This is a genomic window from Paenibacillus sp. FSL H8-0261 (genome assembly GCF_045040645.1).
Taxonomy (GTDB): Bacteria; Bacillota; Bacilli; order Paenibacillales; family Paenibacillaceae; genus Paenibacillus_AQ.
On sequence record NZ_CP150297.1, the window covers coordinates 1,221,223 to 1,236,819 of the forward strand.

Annotated in this window: 13 protein-coding genes; 11 read left to right on the forward strand and 2 right to left on the reverse strand. The window is 39.8% G+C overall.

Annotation, left to right across the window (positions count from 1 at the left end; all coding sequences use genetic code 11):
- Nucleotides 1-331 precede the first annotated feature (331 nt).
- The 3 genes from deoC to MHI27_RS05295 all read left to right on the forward strand — a co-directional run bounded on the left by deoC (nucleotide 332) and on the right by MHI27_RS05295 (nucleotide 3,166).
- Nucleotides 332-997: a deoxyribose-phosphate aldolase gene (gene deoC, locus MHI27_RS05285; protein WP_076283948.1), complete on the forward strand. Its 666-nt coding sequence runs from the start codon at nucleotides 332-334 to the stop codon at nucleotides 995-997.
- 55 nt (nucleotides 998-1,052) lie between these two features.
- On the forward strand, nucleotides 1,053-1,829 hold the full coding sequence (locus tag MHI27_RS05290) for a DeoR/GlpR family DNA-binding transcription regulator (RefSeq protein WP_042185310.1): 777 nt from the start codon (nucleotides 1,053-1,055) through the stop codon (nucleotides 1,827-1,829).
- A 137-nt stretch (nucleotides 1,830-1,966) separates the two neighbouring features.
- Nucleotides 1,967-3,166 carry a CynX/NimT family MFS transporter gene (locus tag MHI27_RS05295; protein WP_405175760.1) on the forward strand — a complete coding sequence of 400 codons (1,200 nt, stop codon included), beginning with the start codon at nucleotides 1,967-1,969 and terminating at the stop codon, nucleotides 3,164-3,166.
- Between the two features lie 62 nt (nucleotides 3,167-3,228).
- Here MHI27_RS05295 and MHI27_RS05300 read toward each other — a convergent pair whose 3' ends face one another.
- Nucleotides 3,229-4,923: a PucR family transcriptional regulator gene (locus MHI27_RS05300; protein WP_405175761.1), complete on the reverse strand. Its 1,695-nt coding sequence runs from the start codon at nucleotides 4,921-4,923 to the stop codon at nucleotides 3,229-3,231.
- Between the two features lie 264 nt (nucleotides 4,924-5,187).
- On the opposite strand from MHI27_RS05300, the gene MHI27_RS05305 reads away from it, so the two are divergent.
- The 7 genes from MHI27_RS05305 to MHI27_RS05335 all read left to right on the forward strand — a co-directional run bounded on the left by MHI27_RS05305 (nucleotide 5,188) and on the right by MHI27_RS05335 (nucleotide 13,221).
- Nucleotides 5,188-6,054: a DUF2877 domain-containing protein gene (locus MHI27_RS05305; protein WP_405175762.1), complete on the forward strand. Its 867-nt coding sequence runs from the start codon at nucleotides 5,188-5,190 to the stop codon at nucleotides 6,052-6,054.
- 15 nt (nucleotides 6,055-6,069) lie between these two features.
- The gene (fdrA, locus tag MHI27_RS05310) at nucleotides 6,070-7,617 is read left to right on the forward strand and encodes an acyl-CoA synthetase FdrA (RefSeq protein WP_076283956.1); all 1,548 of its coding nucleotides are present in this window, start codon (nucleotides 6,070-6,072) and stop codon (nucleotides 7,615-7,617) included.
- Nucleotides 7,618-7,619: 2 nt separating this feature from the next.
- Nucleotides 7,620-9,047 carry a DUF1116 domain-containing protein gene (locus MHI27_RS05315; RefSeq protein WP_076283957.1) on the forward strand — a complete coding sequence of 476 codons (1,428 nt, stop codon included), beginning with the start codon at nucleotides 7,620-7,622 and terminating at the stop codon, nucleotides 9,045-9,047.
- An 85-nt stretch (nucleotides 9,048-9,132) separates the two neighbouring features.
- Nucleotides 9,133-10,293 carry an ankyrin repeat domain-containing protein gene (locus MHI27_RS05320; RefSeq protein ID WP_405175763.1) on the forward strand — a complete coding sequence of 387 codons (1,161 nt, stop codon included), beginning with the start codon at nucleotides 9,133-9,135 and terminating at the stop codon, nucleotides 10,291-10,293.
- A gap of 31 nt (nucleotides 10,294-10,324) precedes the next feature.
- Complete coding sequence (gene arcC, locus MHI27_RS05325; protein WP_405175764.1) at nucleotides 10,325-11,275, forward strand: carbamate kinase; 951 nt, start codon at nucleotides 10,325-10,327, stop codon at nucleotides 11,273-11,275.
- A 23-nt stretch (nucleotides 11,276-11,298) separates the two neighbouring features.
- Entirely contained in the window at nucleotides 11,299-12,753 is a 1,455-nt protein-coding gene (locus tag MHI27_RS05330; RefSeq protein WP_042185326.1) for a cytosine permease, read from the forward strand.
- Between the two features lie 15 nt (nucleotides 12,754-12,768).
- Entirely contained in the window at nucleotides 12,769-13,221 is a 453-nt protein-coding gene (locus MHI27_RS05335) for a nucleoside deaminase (RefSeq protein WP_042124600.1), read from the forward strand.
- 65 nt (nucleotides 13,222-13,286) lie between these two features.
- Here the strand turns inward: MHI27_RS05335 and MHI27_RS05340 are convergent, their stop codons facing one another.
- Nucleotides 13,287-14,159 (reverse strand): alpha/beta hydrolase, encoded by an 873-nt coding sequence (locus tag MHI27_RS05340; RefSeq protein ID WP_339269127.1) that lies wholly within the window; start codon nucleotides 14,157-14,159, stop codon nucleotides 13,287-13,289.
- Between the two features lie 121 nt (nucleotides 14,160-14,280).
- Between MHI27_RS05340 and MHI27_RS05345 the strand changes: the two genes are divergently transcribed.
- Nucleotides 14,281-15,522 carry a Zn-dependent hydrolase gene (locus tag MHI27_RS05345; protein WP_405175765.1) on the forward strand — a complete coding sequence of 414 codons (1,242 nt, stop codon included), beginning with the start codon at nucleotides 14,281-14,283 and terminating at the stop codon, nucleotides 15,520-15,522.
- The last annotated feature ends 75 nt before the right edge of the window (nucleotides 15,523-15,597 follow it).

The following is a 15,597-nucleotide window of genomic DNA, read 5'->3' on the forward strand; positions in this document are numbered from 1 at the left end:
TTCAAACATATGTTATTAATATAACAATATATATTGGTAATGTAACAAATGAAATATCACGGAGTTATTAGAAGGAGGAGTGTGATTCAGAACAGTAGTTGTTCCTGTGAGTTATTGGGGGAAAACCTGATTTGTAGCGGAAACTGAGGAATTGCAACTTAAACCGATACATATTAGGAGCACTTATTAGTTGCAGTTGCACGCACCCAGAGCTCGGTTCTTCACCTTCAATGGCTATGGAAAAACTAGTTACATGTAGTGCAATAACAATTGTTAGAATATTAACATTTTAAACGTTTTATAATTAATTATTAAGGGAGAAGTGAACAGAATGGATGTTAAAGATATATTAGGAAAAGTAGATCATACCCTCCTTGATGTTACTGCTACATGGGATGATATAAAGAATTTATGTGATGATGCGATGAAATACCAGACGGCCAGTGTTTGCATCCCAAGTGCTTATGTTAGAGAAGCTGCAAATTATGTTGAAGGCAAAATAGCAATATGTACAGTTATCGGATTTCCGAATGGTTATAGTACACAAGCCGTTAAAGTATTTGAAGCAACGGATGCAATTACAAATGGAGCATCGGAAATTGATATGGTGATCAATGTGGGCTTCTTAAAAAGTGGACGTTATGAGGAAGTTTGCGACGAAATACGTGCCATTAAAAATGCATGTGGAAGTAGAGTATTAAAGGTTATTGTTGAAACCTGTTTGCTCACCCAAGAGGAAAAAGTGAAAGTATGTGAGCTTGTTACAAAAGCTGGTGCTGATTATATCAAAACATCCACTGGATTTTCAAAAGCTGGAGCAACTAAAGAGGATGTCAGCCTGTTTGCACAGAACATAGGTCAGAATGTGAAGATTAAAGCAGCTGGAGGCATTCGCTCTTTGGATGATGCTAAAGCATTTATCGATTTGGGCGCAGACCGTTTAGGAACTAGTGCCATAGTTAAAATTGTAAAAGGGCAGGAAGTATTGGGGTATTAGATATGGTATAATTCTGATAATTATACTTTATTATTAGTAGTTAGGATGAACCGGCATGGATAAGCAAGAGAGAGTAAATACAATTGTATCAATCCTAAAAAATAAAAGTGGCGCATCCATCAAAGAACTTTCACATCAACTTGATGTCACAGAAATGACTGTTCGCCGAGATATTAAATATCTAAAAGAAAATAAAATCGTTCAAGTTGTTTCAGGTGCGGTTATTTATAATGGTTCTGACCCTAATGAGAATAAACAAGATGAATATGATTTGACAACTCAAAAAAATAATCGAGCATCAGAAAAATATAATATAGGTAAGTTAGCAGCTTCACTAATCGAGCCTAACGATATTATTTTTATTGATATTGGTACAACAACCGCTCAAATCATCGAACATATTCCGTCAAATCATTCTGTGGAAATTGTTTGCTGTACTATGAACGCATTAATTGAGATTCATAAAAAAGGATTTAAGGATTTTATTCTTATTGGTGGTCATTACCGTCCAGAACTTCAAATGTTTGAAAGCAGAGAAGGGTTGGATTTAATAAGTAGAACACGAACAACAAAAGCATTTATTTCTGCTGCTGGAGTTAATGCTAAATTAGGCATTACTTGCACGAACAGTTGTGAAGTGGACACAAAGAATGCGGCAATTAATTGTGCTCTTGAGAAAATTTTAGTGATTGATTCCTCTAAGTTTGATATGGTTAAATCCACTTACTTTGCTTCGTTAAATGATTTTGATGCGATTGTAACCGATAGAGGTTTATCAGAAGAGTGGATTGAGAAAATCAAACAATTAAATATTTCTCTTTATCTAGCTTAGAAATACAGCGCGTGCCGATACTCAATCGGTGCGCGCTGTTTGTTTTTATACTTTTAAACTACTTTCTTATATGTTATAACTAATGCTACATTCTGAAGATCATTTGGCATTTGATTAGTTGAGGGGAGATTTAGTTTTTGCATTCACCACAGACACAAGACAACAAGAATTCGTTATATATCATTTTACTTATTTCGGGGATTGTTCTGGTAGCCTTTAATTTACGCCCTGCGATTACATCGGTAGGTCCATTAGTAGGCGTTATTCAAGAAGATGTGGGGCTTGCACATTGGAGTGCAGGTTTATTAATGAGTATACCTTTGATATCCTTCGCCGTTATGTCGTCTCTCGTTCCTAGAATCGCTGCTCGTTTATCGAACGAGAAGACGCTATTGTTAGGTTTGGTTATTCTTTTGGTCGGAATTTGCATTCGTTCCATTTCAATGACACTCTTTATTTTCTTTGGTACGCTATTGATTGGAGTAGGGATAGCCATCGGAAATGTTCTATTGCCGGTAGTTGTGAAGGAGAAATTCCCACAAAAGTTCGGTCTAATGACAAGTATCTATTCCACTTCAATGGGATTGTTCGCATCGTTAGCATCAGGTATTAGTATTCCTCTAGCCCATGGTCTGAAGCTTGGGTGGGACGGAGCCTTAATCGTATGGGGAATTCCGACAATCATAGCGATCGTGGTATGGATCCTTCTAATTAGATTAAATCCAGCCAAATATAATGCAGTGAAAAGTGTAAGGATCAGTGCTAAGCAAATCTGGCGTTCACCACTCGCTTGGAAAATAGCGCTATTCATGGGATTTCAGTCTTCATTATTTTATATAACGATGTCTTGGTTACCTGAAATCTTATATAACTATGGCATAAGTAGGGGGACAGCAGGCTGGTTATTATCCTTCACACAAATTGTTGGCGTACCTGTTAGTTTTCTTGTTCCTATTCTTGCAGGACGACTACGCTCTCAAGTATGGATTGCATTCGCATTAGGCATGTGCTCCATTGTTGGTTATGGTGGCCTATGGATGGGCTCATCTTACCCCATAATGATCCTAAGTATTATCTTAATTGGTATCGCTTTGGGAGGGAATTTCCCATTGGCGCTAAGTTATATCGGAATTCGTGCCCGAAACGGAAATCAAGCTGCAGAATTATCTGGAATGGCTCAATCCACGGGATATATGCTTGCAGCCATAGGACCTATATTGATCGGTTATTTATACGATATGACCCAAGTGTGGACGATTCCACTGATCACACTGATCGTTATCTCTGGAGTAGTTACAACGTTTGGAATGTTGTCTGGCCGAGATAAGTATGTATAAAAAGACTCCCCATGTAGTAGACAGGTGTAATAATGAACCCTGCTGCTGTATGGGGAGTTTTTTTAAATCGTTTTATTTAAAATACTAAATATCTTTAGCGCTATTTGAATTCGTAGTAATTCTTCTGAATGCTTTAAGTCCAGATTTAGGATTTCCTTTATTTTCTCAATGCGATAGATAAGTGTGTTTCTGTGTAAAAACATAGCCTTTGAAGTTTCGGTGACATTCAGATTGTTAATAAAGTAATTTTCTAAAGTTAACATGTAGCTTGTACCATGTAATTGATCATGATCATACACTTTACCTAGACACTTCCGAAAAAATTCTTCTAAGGCAACGACTTTGATATTAGCTTCCAACAGATGGTAAACCGAATAATCTTCAAAATGTGAGACCTTGTTTTGAAGGTTTTTTTGTTGCATCAATTTAATCATTTCGTTCGCCTCAGAAAAGCTATTATGCAGCGAGCTGATTGTACTGTATTGCTGACCAATGCCTATTAAGAGTGTTTCCTTCGTTCTTTCAATAAGTACCTCAAGCAGTTCATTTGCATATAACTTGGCATCACTAATCGCAACAGGAGGTCTTTCTTCATTTTGCCCTACTAGAATGATGACTCTATTATTTCTATAAAAGCACTTTATTTCTCCAATCGCTTTATGCGACAAGTCATAAATGATGTCCACACATTTTTTTGCAATAGACTCCATTTTGTACTTTCCGATAATCATATCTTCAAACTTGTCTGCTTCATTCATTTCAATATTTATCACCATACTGTAATACATATAGCCCGGATTTAATCCATGTAAATAACATAAGGTTTGCAGCGCTTCATGGGATGATATTTTCCCCGAAAGTAAATCATCAATGGAGTCCTGCTTAATTCTTATTTCAAGTTCGCTAATTTCCTTTGCTTTGATCAGCTCGAGTGCCATGATGGTGGAGGCTTGCTGCAAAATAATGTAATCAAATTCTGATAGCTCTTGCACTGTCTGCCAAATCACAATATAGCCATAAATATAGTTAGAAGCAGCGACAGGAATCACTCGACATTTTATTTCTGCACCTTCTGAATGATAGGTCCTCTTAATAGACTTTTTCATTTCATTTAGATTGGTAGGAATAGTATCGATGAACGCTTTATTAAAAACAGGCTGTCGATTTGAAAAATCAAGATAATACTCAAGAGGACTGTTGTTCTTAGCATGTTCAGTGTGATGCAATAATCGCCAATTCTTGTCTACGACAATAATAGGATTACTAATCGTTTCGGATAACATGGAAGTTATTTTGGCAATACCACCGCCTTCGAGGGTGATTTTGAAGAACAAGTTATGTATATCTAAAGTCTTTCTATTGAGCAAATCATATCTTCCGGAAACCTTCTCATTAATGATCGAGATCATGTTAGAGAGTGTGTATTCAAAGGGCAGTTCTAAAAGGGGCAACCCATACTTATTGGCTTCATCAATCATGTTCTGAGGAAGCTTGTCAAAGTACCGTTTCATTTTTACAACCAATCCTGAACAGTTCAGCTCCGCAAGTTCCTTAATAATTCGATTTTGTAGTTCTGCATTATTTTTAAAGATGTAGCCTGTTGATAAGAGTAGTTCGTTAGGTGAAAGCCAGTCAAAGGCGTCAGGATTCTCAATAATGTTAACGATGGATATGGATTTATCAATGCCTTGTTCTCCAGCAACAATTTTTATTCCCTCTATAGCCTTGATCTTCATTAAGTCTTTAACGGTTAGCAATTTTTGGCACGCTCCTCAGACACACTTTTAACACATTCGCTTGTATAACATGCACAAATAGGATGCACTCTTTTTGGTTCGCTTAAACGATGACGATCCCTACCAGTATATTATATATTAAGTGCGTAAGGTAGTTACGCTCGTCGTTGTCTTTGTACGATGTAACCAAATCATATTATTCAATGCATTCATCCATCTGTTGAAGTGAAAAGGAGGTCAATCACCTTTTTGAAAATATAAGGAATTAAAACAGAGGTGACTCTAGTGAGATTTGCGAAATCCGGTGATGGAGAATTTATTCAACGAATCATTCATCATAAGTTTCATGGTTTTGTTCATAGCACGTTTAATCGCACAATCAATATTCAATGTTTGGATCGTGGAGATTTGTATACTATTGCGTGTAAGGGAATCGATAATGCTCCTAATACACTTATTATTGACTTAGAACACTTTGAAGAAGCAGATATCAGGGTGAATGACATTGTAAGTTCGGATCATTCCGTTTTATCAATTGCTAATAAGATGTCTATCACAATGAATGGTGTTAAGAAATGGAATTGTAAACTGCCTAAATATCCTTCTGAAGCTGATGTCTTAATAATGAATGTATCCACCATGAAGCAATATATCAAACTTCACGGAAATAACAGCAGAATTGAAAGGGCTTTCAAGAGCGGGAATCCTTTTGACGATGAAATGTCTAGAATGCTTCATGAACGGACGCAATTACTTGTATCGGATTTGCAAAACAAGCGAATCTCTACTGCAATCACACATGCAACTTCGCTCATAGGCCTTGGACCAGGCTTAACGCCAGCCGGTGATGATTTCTTGGTGGGATTGTTTACCGTCATGGGCATCGAGAATCATCAATACTTTTCACACCAATCGTTTTGTGAAGAAGTCGTCTTACATGCGAAGGCTTTAACCAATGATATCAGCTATATGGCATTAGCTAAAGCAGCAGTTGGCCAGGTAAGAGAGTCTATAAGTGACTTGATGGAAGCTTTATTTAGAGGTAGCGAAGAGGAATTGCTATTGGCTTTAGATAGGGTACTGGCTATAGGGTCCACTTCGGGTACTGATATAGCTCTAGGAATTGTTGCAGGGCTGGAAATGAACAAGTAAATGGGAGGTACAAGTATGACTGTTCAAGTTTTAGTAAAACCAAACACTTATATCGATTCCGTATCTTTGATGTCACTCTCAACAAAAGCGAATCAGATCGAAATCGTAGAACAAGCCATTATTGCAATGGGTACTGAAATGAATAAAGAGGTCATTAGAAATGTGGGCTTGATGACACCTGAAGTAGAAAGTGCCAAAACAAGTGACTTAGTGATTATTGTGAAGGCTGCCTCTGAAGAACTATGTGAGGGTGCTTTCGAAAGCATCAATGATTTGTTAACGAAAAAGAAAGATTCCTCTAAAGGAAAGAGTGAGGTTAAATACTCAACAATTACCTCAGCTGTAAACGGTACTCCTGAAGCTAACTTAGCGATTATTGCCGTAAATGGGAGCTACGCTCCTAGAGAAGCAAGAAAAGCTCTTGAAAATAATCTTCACGTCATGCTGTTTAGCGACAATGTAAGTATTGAAGATGAAATTGAATTAAAGACTTTAGCCCAAGAAAAAGGCTTGCTAATGATGGGGCCAGACTGTGGTACTGCGATTATTGGTAATGTCGCTTTGTGCTTTGCGAATGCCGTGAGAAAAGGCAATATCGGGATCGTTGGCGCATCAGGAACAGGTAGCCAAGAGGTAACGGTTCGTATTCATGAATTTGGCGGTGGAATCACACAGTTGATCGGTACAGGCGGTAGAGATCTAAGTGAAGAGGTTGGCGGCATTATGATGCTGGCCGGAATTAAAGCGTTAGAAGAGGACGATGCAACAAAGGTTATTGTTCTCGTATCTAAACCACCAGCACCAAGTGTAGAAGAGAAAGTACTTGCACAAATTAAACAATGTAAGAAACCAGTCGTGGTTTGGTTTGTGGGTGGGAATGAAGAAAAGGTCACCCAAGCTGGCGGTCATTTTGCAAAAATGTCAAAAGAAGCGGCACTTAAAGCGGTACTTTTAGCTGGAGCAGACGAATCGAAGCTTAACAAACGTGCGTTAAATCTTCCGCTTATTGAAGAAGTACGAGCGAAGTTAAATCCTCAGCAAAAATATATCCGTGGACTATTTAGTGGCGGTACGCTCTGTGATGAAGCGATGCACATTGCTATGGAGAAATTCGATAATGTCTACAGTAACATTCAGAGAGATCCTGAATATCGCTTAAAAGATGTTAGAGTAAGCCAAGATCATACCTTTATTGACTTCGGAGACGACCAATTTACACAAGGTAAGCCACATCCAATGATAGATCCATCCACTCGGATTGAAAGATTTATTCAAGAAGCGAAAGATCCTTCTGTCGGTGTTATTGTGATGGACTTTGTTCTAGGCTTCGGAGCACACGAAGATCCTGTAGGCGCAATGCTTCCAGCGATTATCGAAGCGAAGCAAGCCGCTGAAGATGAAGGAAGACATCTAGAGATTATTGGATACATTCTTGGAACCGAGCTAGATAGTCAAAATATTGAAGGTCAAATAAATAAATTGTTAGCTTCTGGTGCTACACATGCTAGCAGCAGTCAGAACGCAGGTCTACTAGCAAGAGAATTCGTTGTGAAAGGAGAATAGTCATGAGTAAAATCAATGAACTTTTTACGAATAAACTAAATGTCATAAATGTAGGCATTGCGAACTTTAGAGATGATTTATTAAAACAAAACGCGAATGTAACTCACTTGGAGTGGACGCCGCCAGGCAGAGGGAATCCAGAATTAATTGCTGCGCTGGATAAGCTTGAAGACCCAAGTGTTACAGATAAGATTGAAGCTGCTAACAAAGAGGCTGTTGAGCGAATTATTAACTCGCAACCGGTACTGATTGGCTTTGACCAAGCGATCAATGTGGTTCCTGGTATGACGAAAAATACGATTTTACATGCTGGCCCGCCAATCACTTGGGAACGAATGAATGGTCCGATGAAAGGTGCGATAACAGGGGCTATTGTATTTGAAGGACTTGCCCCCAATATTGAAGCAGCAGCTGTACTAGCCGCGTCTGGAGAGATTATTTTCTCGCCATGTCATGAACATAACTGTGTTGGTTCCATGGCTGGTGTAACATCGGCTTCCATGTTTATGCATATTGTTGAGAATAAAACTTATGGAAATATTGCCTATACAAATTTAAGTGAACAAATGTCCAAAATCCTTCGTATGGGTGCTAATGACGAGAGTGTTATCCAGCGTTTGATTTGGATGCGAGATGTATTGGGTCCTATTTTAAGAGATGCGATGAAACTTAATCCAAATGGGATTGACTTGCGCCTAATGCTCTCACAAGCCCTTCATATGGGGGACGAGTGTCATAACCGAAATGTAGCTGGAACAACCCTGCTCATTCAAGCACTAACGCCTTATATTATCCAAACCGATTTCACTGTTGAGCAGAAAAAAGAAGTGTTTGAATTCGTTAGCAGCAGCGATTATTTCTCGGGTCCGACATGGATGGCGCTATGTAAATGTGCCCTTGATGCTGCGCATGGCATTGAGAATAGTACCATTGTTACCACAATGGCTCGTAACGGAGTGGAATTCGGTATCCGTGTGAGTGGAATCGCTGGAAACGTGTGGTTTACAGGTCCTGCACAACAAGTAATTGGTCCTATGTTCGCTGGTTACAAACCTGAGGATTCTGGTCTTGATATTGGTGACAGTGCGATTACGGAGACCTATGGAATTGGCGGATTTGCTATGGCAACTGCACCGGCTATTGTTTCGCTTGTGGGGGGTACCGTTGATGATGCAATCAGTTACACCACAAAAATGGCAGAAATCACAACCACTGAAAATCCTAACGTGACGATTCCAATGCTTGACTTTATAGGGATTCCAACAGGTATTGATATTCAAAAAGTCATCCAAACAGGAATTATGCCGATTATCAATACAGCCATTGCACATAAAGATGCGGGGATTGGAATGATTGGTGCAGGTATCGTTAACCCTCCAATCGAAGCATTTGAACAAGCATTACTTGCATTAAGTGAAAATATTAAATAAGAAGAGGGCTAACTTGCTTAGCCCACCATTCTTATTTCGAACTAGACGAACATCTTCGTGCTAGGCTGTGAAGGAGTGAACAATTTTGGATAGTCTATCCTTGAATACAAAACTTATTGAGGCGAGTGAACAGGGAGAACTGGCTTCTGTTGAGAAACTATTAGGCGAAGGTGCCAGTGTTGATTATAAAGATGCTGCAGGGCGAACAGCGTTAATGGCGGCAACTCAAAACAATCAAATCGCGATTGCTAAAAGATTAATAGAAGCAGGAAGTGACGTGAACACTAGAGATATTACACAACTCTCACCGTTTATTTGCTCAGCAGCAAATGGCTTTTATGAAATCCTGCGTCTCATGATTGCTGGTGGAGCTGATTTGAAGAGCGTGAATCGATTTGGAGGTACAGCGCTGTTACCATCGAGCGAAAAGGGCTATTTAAAAACAGTAGAAGTGTGTATTGATGCTGGGGTTCCAGTGAATCATGTCAACGACCTAGGCTGGTCAGCCCTACTTGAAGCAGTCATATTGGGGAATGGCGGACGACTATATTCTGACATTATTGAAGCGCTTGTTCATGCAGGAGCAGATGTGCATTTGCCTGATCGAGATGGGCTCTCATCCCTACAACGTGCCGAAGAGAACGGTCAACATAAAGTCGTGAAGATTCTAGAACAAAGCTTCCAAGAAAATAACGAATATGTGAAGCAGGCAAAGGCTCTCGCTAACAACGATCAATATGAAGAAGCTATATCCGTCATCAATAGAGCACTAGAAGTGGATGCTGACAACCTGGATTTCATCTATTATAAAGGTTATTTCTTGCAGGAATTAAAGAGATACGAAGAGGCACTTCAATGCTATGAAAGCGTTTTATCTATGGATTCTGCTAATTTAGAATTTTATTTCTACACAGCGAACTGTTTAAGACTATGGAAAAAACCGGAGGAAGCTCTTCAGGAATATGATAAAGCCTGTGAGCTGGCACCTAATGAAACGTTCTATCGCTACCACAAATCCAATTATTTAAGAGAACTTGGGCGACACCAAGAAGCAGTTATCGAGATGGATAAGCTGCTAGCGCTTCAGCCGAATAGATATGACTTCTCCTTCCATAAGGCGAACAGTCTAAGATCGCTTGGTAAGCATAAAGAGGCCATTGAGGCTATCGAGAACGCAATTAAGAATGATCCAACGAATCCGTTATACCACTCACACAAAAAGCAATCTCTTGAGTTACTCGGTTAGCGCATAAGAATTGCAACATAGGAGGCATCAGATGAAAGAGACTGTAATCGTTGCTATTGGCGGGAATTCATTGGTCAAGGAAAATGGGCTAGATTCGATTCATGACCAATCTGAAGCAGTAAAAGAAGTTGTCGTCAATATTGTTGATATGGTGCAAGAAGGCTACAATGTCGTCGTTACTCATGGTAACGGACCACAGGTAGGGTTTGGACTAAGAAGATCTGAGATTGCACATGAAATTGCCGGCATGTCTCCTGTTCCACTAGTGAATTGTGGAGCCGATACACAAGGTGGAATCGGTTATTTAATTCAACAAGCTTTAATTAATGAATTTGCAGTTAGAGGGATCCACAAGAATGTGGCTACGGTGATTACACAAGTCGAAGTAAGCTCAGAAGACCCTAATTTCAAGAATCCAACGAAACCAGTAGGATCCTTCTTTTCCAAAGAGCAAGCGGAAGAAATGAAAAAAGAACATCCGGAATGGAGCTTTGTAGAAGACTCTGGCAGAGGATACCGTAGAGTAGTTCCATCCCCAAGACCTATAGATATTGTGGAGAAAGACGCGATTAAGTCATTAATCAACGGGGGCTTTGTCGTTGTCGCTGCAGGCGGTGGAGGTATCGCAGTCGTGAAGTCTGATGATAACACGTACAAAGGTGTTGATGCAGTCATCGATAAGGATTTTGCAACGAGTCTTTTAGCAGAACAAATTCATGCGGAGACCTTAATTATTACAACGGGAGTGTCTAGAGTATGCATCAACTATGGTAAGCCGAATCAAAAAGAGCTTTCCAAAATGACGGTTGATGAGACTAAACAATATGTGCTAGAAAATCACTTCCCAGCAGGAAGTATGCTGCCTAAAATCGAGGCGAGTTTAAGCTTCTTAGAGAAAAGCGGAACGCGAGTTATTATTACGAATCCGGAAAGCTTGAAGGATGCGATGAATGAACAAGCAGGCACTCATATCGTGAAGTAATTTAAGCGAGGGGAAGTGTAGATATGGATCAAGCAAAGTTGGAACAAAATTATGATAGGTACAAATCATACGGTTACGGTGAGGAGTTATTGCCCAAGAAGCCTGAGCAAAGAGACTGGGGAATGTCCAACTATATAACCCTTTGGATGGGTGCTGTTCATAATATTATGTCGTATATGACAGTTGCAGGCTTCTTCGTCTTAGGATTGGATACAACACAGGTGCTCTTTGCCGTTATGCTTTCGGCCATTATTGTCTCCGCATTTTATGCTTTAAACGGATATTCTGCCTCCAAATATGGGCTGCCATTCGCGATGTTGCTGCGTGATTCATTTGGGGTAAAAGGAGCAATTATACCGGCATTGATACGAGGACTTGTTGCCGGATTAGTATTCTTTGGAACCACTACCGTTGTTGGTGCAGAATCATTAAATGTTATATTTGCTAGATTTATTCCGAATTATATGGATTTAGGCGGTGGCTTCACACTATTCGGGTTAGCATTCCCGACAATGATCTCCTATGCGATTCTTTGGACAGCAACGGTTCTGTTGTTCTTAGGTGGAATGAAAACATTAGGTAAGTTCGGTAACTGGTCTTCCCCAGTAGTGTATGTGTTTATTATTGGTGCTGCTGTTTGGGCGATCAAGATTGCTGGAGGGTTTGGTCCGATTTTAGAGTATGTACCAGCGAACCCAAGCTCAAGTCCATTAGTCTTTATTGCTTGCGTGAGTGCATTGGTATCTAACTGGGCGGGTCCTGTTGTGAATATGTCGGACTTCACACATCGTGCGAAATCACCAAAAGCGGCTATGATTGGATTGCCAGTAGGGTTTATCTTGTCTTATATTCTTTTTGCTATCACTTGTGTGGCCTTAATCGCGGGTACAGAAATTGCGTTTGGTGAACCGATTTTCAATATCGTTCATGCCATTGATAAAATTGAAAACACTTTCGCTGTTGTTGTATTGATTCTAGCGCTAAACGTAGGAGCAATCGCCTTCGTAGTGTTTGCAAACCTATTGCCAGCTGGCTTGCAAATGTCATCTCTTTTCCCGAAAAAATTCACTGTAAAGACTGCAGGTGTCTTAACAGCCGTTGTTGGAACTTTGATTTTGCCATGGAAGCTTGTAGAAAGTACAACGACCTTATTCTACTTCTATAGCTTTATTGGGTCCATCTTTGGTCCAATTGCGGGCATTATGCTTTCAAGCTTCTTTATTCATCGGAAAAGAGTATTAAATCTTGATAATATCTATGTCCCAGCAGGCAGCAATGGTGAATATAAGAATGGTTACAATCCTGTTGCGATGGCTGTTCTAGCAGTCAGCTTCATCCTTCCTATGTCAGGTGCATTTCTTAAGGGTATCCCCTTCCTAGTTAGGATGAATGATTTTGCTTTCTTTAGTGGCTTAATTGTTTCTTTTGTTCTATACACCATCTTTAGCAAAACACTAAAATCATCCCAATTAAACTAGAGGAGGAATTTTGAAATGGATTACATGAAATTGGCCGTAGATGCAACGATCGAGGGTATGAACAAGAAATTTGGAGGCCCGTTTGGTGCAACGATTGTCCGAGGCGATGAGGTGATTGCAGCGGTTAGCAATACAATGATGAGAGACACGGATCCTTCCGCACATGCGGAAATGGTAGCTATCCGAGAAGCTTGCAAAAAGCTAGACACGATGGACTTATCGGATTGTGTAATTTATGCCACCTGTGAACCTTGTCCAATGTGTATGGGCGCTATTATTTGGTCAGGTGTTAAAGAAGTTCATTATTGCAGCACAAGAGATGATGCGAAAGAGCATGGCTTCTCTGACATTCACCTTCGCGAATATTTTGTGGGTCATGATGAGAGTGTTGTTAATATGATTAAAGTGGAAGCTAGAGAAGATTGCGATCATTTATGGACGCATTTCCACGAATTAAACAAGAAATAATTCATGCGGTCTCCTATATTTTCCGGCACTATTTTAGTGCCGGATTTTCCTGTTCTTCTACAGATCTACTCAGCAAGATGAAGCTGAAGGAAATCAATCACCTGATGAAGAGCTTTTTGCACAACAGGGTTATCGAAATCTTTTTCAAATACATGCTCTCCGTTTGGAATAGTAATAAGCTTTGCTGGTACTCCTTCTTTCACTAGCGCAGCTCTCATGAATACCGATTGTTCATACGGCACATCTACATCGTTCGTTCCGTGCAGTAACAATGTAGGGGGGAATTCCTTAGTTACATGATGAATAGGACAGAATTTGAGGATTTCTTCCTTATGTAGAGAAGGATTCAAGCCCGTCACTTCTTCGATCCAACGACCGGATTGTCTTGCATATAAATAGAGAAGAAAACGCTCGTCAACGCTTGCGCTCGTAATGATTTGATCGGACACTGTACCTTTTGCAATCTCCATGGAGACGATATCCTTTTCACAATAGAATTTACTTGGTTCGAGTGCCCATGGAGCGCTAATATCGCCATATCCATAGAAGGAGACAATCGCACGTGGCTTATGGGTAAACATTCCTGTGCTTAGTGCAAGGAAACCACCTGCTGAGCTTCCCACTACAGCGATCCTCGAGGGGTCAATGGAGAATTGTTTTGGTCCTTCCTTTTCTAACCAAAGAAGGCTATCTTGGACATCTTCAAGGATGTCAGATAGGGTGGACCTAGGGGCTAATCTATAGTCAATCGAAAATAGCGCAAAGCCATTATTAGTGTAAAGTTGTATCATTTCCTCGGATAGATCTTCTCGATCACCCCAAAGTAGACCGCCTCCGTGAATGTACACAATAGCAGGGGCTTGGGGACGGTTTGTTTCATAAAAATCAGCTTTAATTGTAAATTGATCATTTTCTTTAAAAATAATAGTCTTCTTCATAGCTATCCATTACACCTCATCAAGTAAGTAATTTTTAAAGACTAGCAATACCTCTATTGTATATCATTCACGAATTTTGATGAAACCATAATCATGAATACCCAGGATTGGAGATACTGTCATGGATAGAAAGAGAAGATATCAGGCTTTATTTGATAATATTAATCAATATAACTCGGGTGAGAAGGGCATCACTAGAATTGCCTATACAAATGAAGAGCAGACATGTACGAGTGCTTTTATGCGGATGTGTAAGGCTGAAAATTTAGATATCCGGATGGATCATTGCGGGAATGTGATTGCTAGAAGGAATGGGAAGATAGAAGGGCTCCCACCCGTTGTAATGGGCTCTCACTTGGATACGGTATATCAAGGTGGGAAGTACGATGGGGTAGTAGGTGTAACGGCTGCTTTGGAAGTGATCAAACGTCTAAACGAAAAAGGGATTGAAACGGATCATCCGATCGAAATTATCTCATTTGCCTGTGAAGAATCCTCGCGTTTTGGTATTTCAACAGTAGGCAGCAAAATAATGTCAGGGTTATTTCAGAAGGAGAAATATAGATCTTTGAAGGACAAAGACGGTATTACCATGGAAAAGGCATTTTCGCTATGTGCACTGGATTATAACAGTATTGATCAGGCGAGTAGAGAGAATGAAGAATTAAAAGCGTTTTTTGAATTACATATTGAGCAAGGTCCTGTCTTAATAAACAATAATAAAAGAATTGGAATTGTGACTGGAATTGCTGCACCCGTGAGGCTTCATATTCAAATATCAGGGAAAGCATCTCACTCTGGAACGACACCTATGAATATGAGAAGAGATGCTTTTCTGGGTGCTTCTGAAATAGCGTTAGAGCTTGAAAAAGCAGCCAAACTCGAACAAGAATTTGGAACGGTTGCGACGCTCGGGGTGATAGAAATCTTAAATGGAGCCATGAACGTGGTTCCGGGAGAGGTTGAAATTAAAATTGATATCAGATCTACTTCCGTGGCATCCAGGCAACGTGTGTTAGACCATTTGTATCAGACGATAGCCTCAGTACAAGAGAGCAGACAACTTGAAATTGCGAGTACGGAAATCATCTCCGAGGAACCTGTCCTATTATCGGATGAGATCACTCATGTTCTAGAATCCATTTGTGAAGAGAAGGGGATATCGAGTCAACGGATGATCAGTGGTGCAGGGCATGATGCCATGAACATGAACAAACTCTGTCCAGTAGGGCTTATCTTTGTTCCTTCTGTAGATGGACTTAGTCATCATCCTAATGAATATACAGACTTGGATGATATCATTATGGGGATTGATATTTTAGAAGAAGCTGTTCTTCGTTATGCGTTTGTAAGACAAACATAATTCGTGTTGAGAAGTAAGTCCCAATGTGACATATATAAATGTTACATTGGGCTTTTGTATCTAATTTTATAATTG

Coding starts and splice junctions, on each gene's coding strand:
- deoC (WP_076283948.1), top strand. CDS start 332: ATGGATGTTAAAGATATATTAGGAAAAGTAGATCATACCCTCCTTGAT.
- MHI27_RS05330 (WP_042185326.1), top strand. CDS start 11,299: ATGGATCAAGCAAAGTTGGAACAAAATTATGATAGGTACAAATCATAC.
- MHI27_RS05290 (WP_042185310.1), top strand. CDS start 1,053: ATGGATAAGCAAGAGAGAGTAAATACAATTGTATCAATCCTAAAAAAT.
- MHI27_RS05335 (WP_042124600.1), top strand. CDS start 12,769: ATGGATTACATGAAATTGGCCGTAGATGCAACGATCGAGGGTATGAAC.
- fdrA (WP_076283956.1), top strand. CDS start 6,070: ATGACTGTTCAAGTTTTAGTAAAACCAAACACTTATATCGATTCCGTA.
- arcC (WP_405175764.1), top strand. CDS start 10,325: ATGAAAGAGACTGTAATCGTTGCTATTGGCGGGAATTCATTGGTCAAG.
- MHI27_RS05315 (WP_076283957.1), top strand. CDS start 7,620: ATGAGTAAAATCAATGAACTTTTTACGAATAAACTAAATGTCATAAAT.
- MHI27_RS05345 (WP_405175765.1), top strand. CDS start 14,281: ATGGATAGAAAGAGAAGATATCAGGCTTTATTTGATAATATTAATCAA.
- MHI27_RS05340 (WP_339269127.1), bottom strand. CDS start 14,159: ATGAAGAAGACTATTATTTTTAAAGAAAATGATCAATTTACAATTAAA.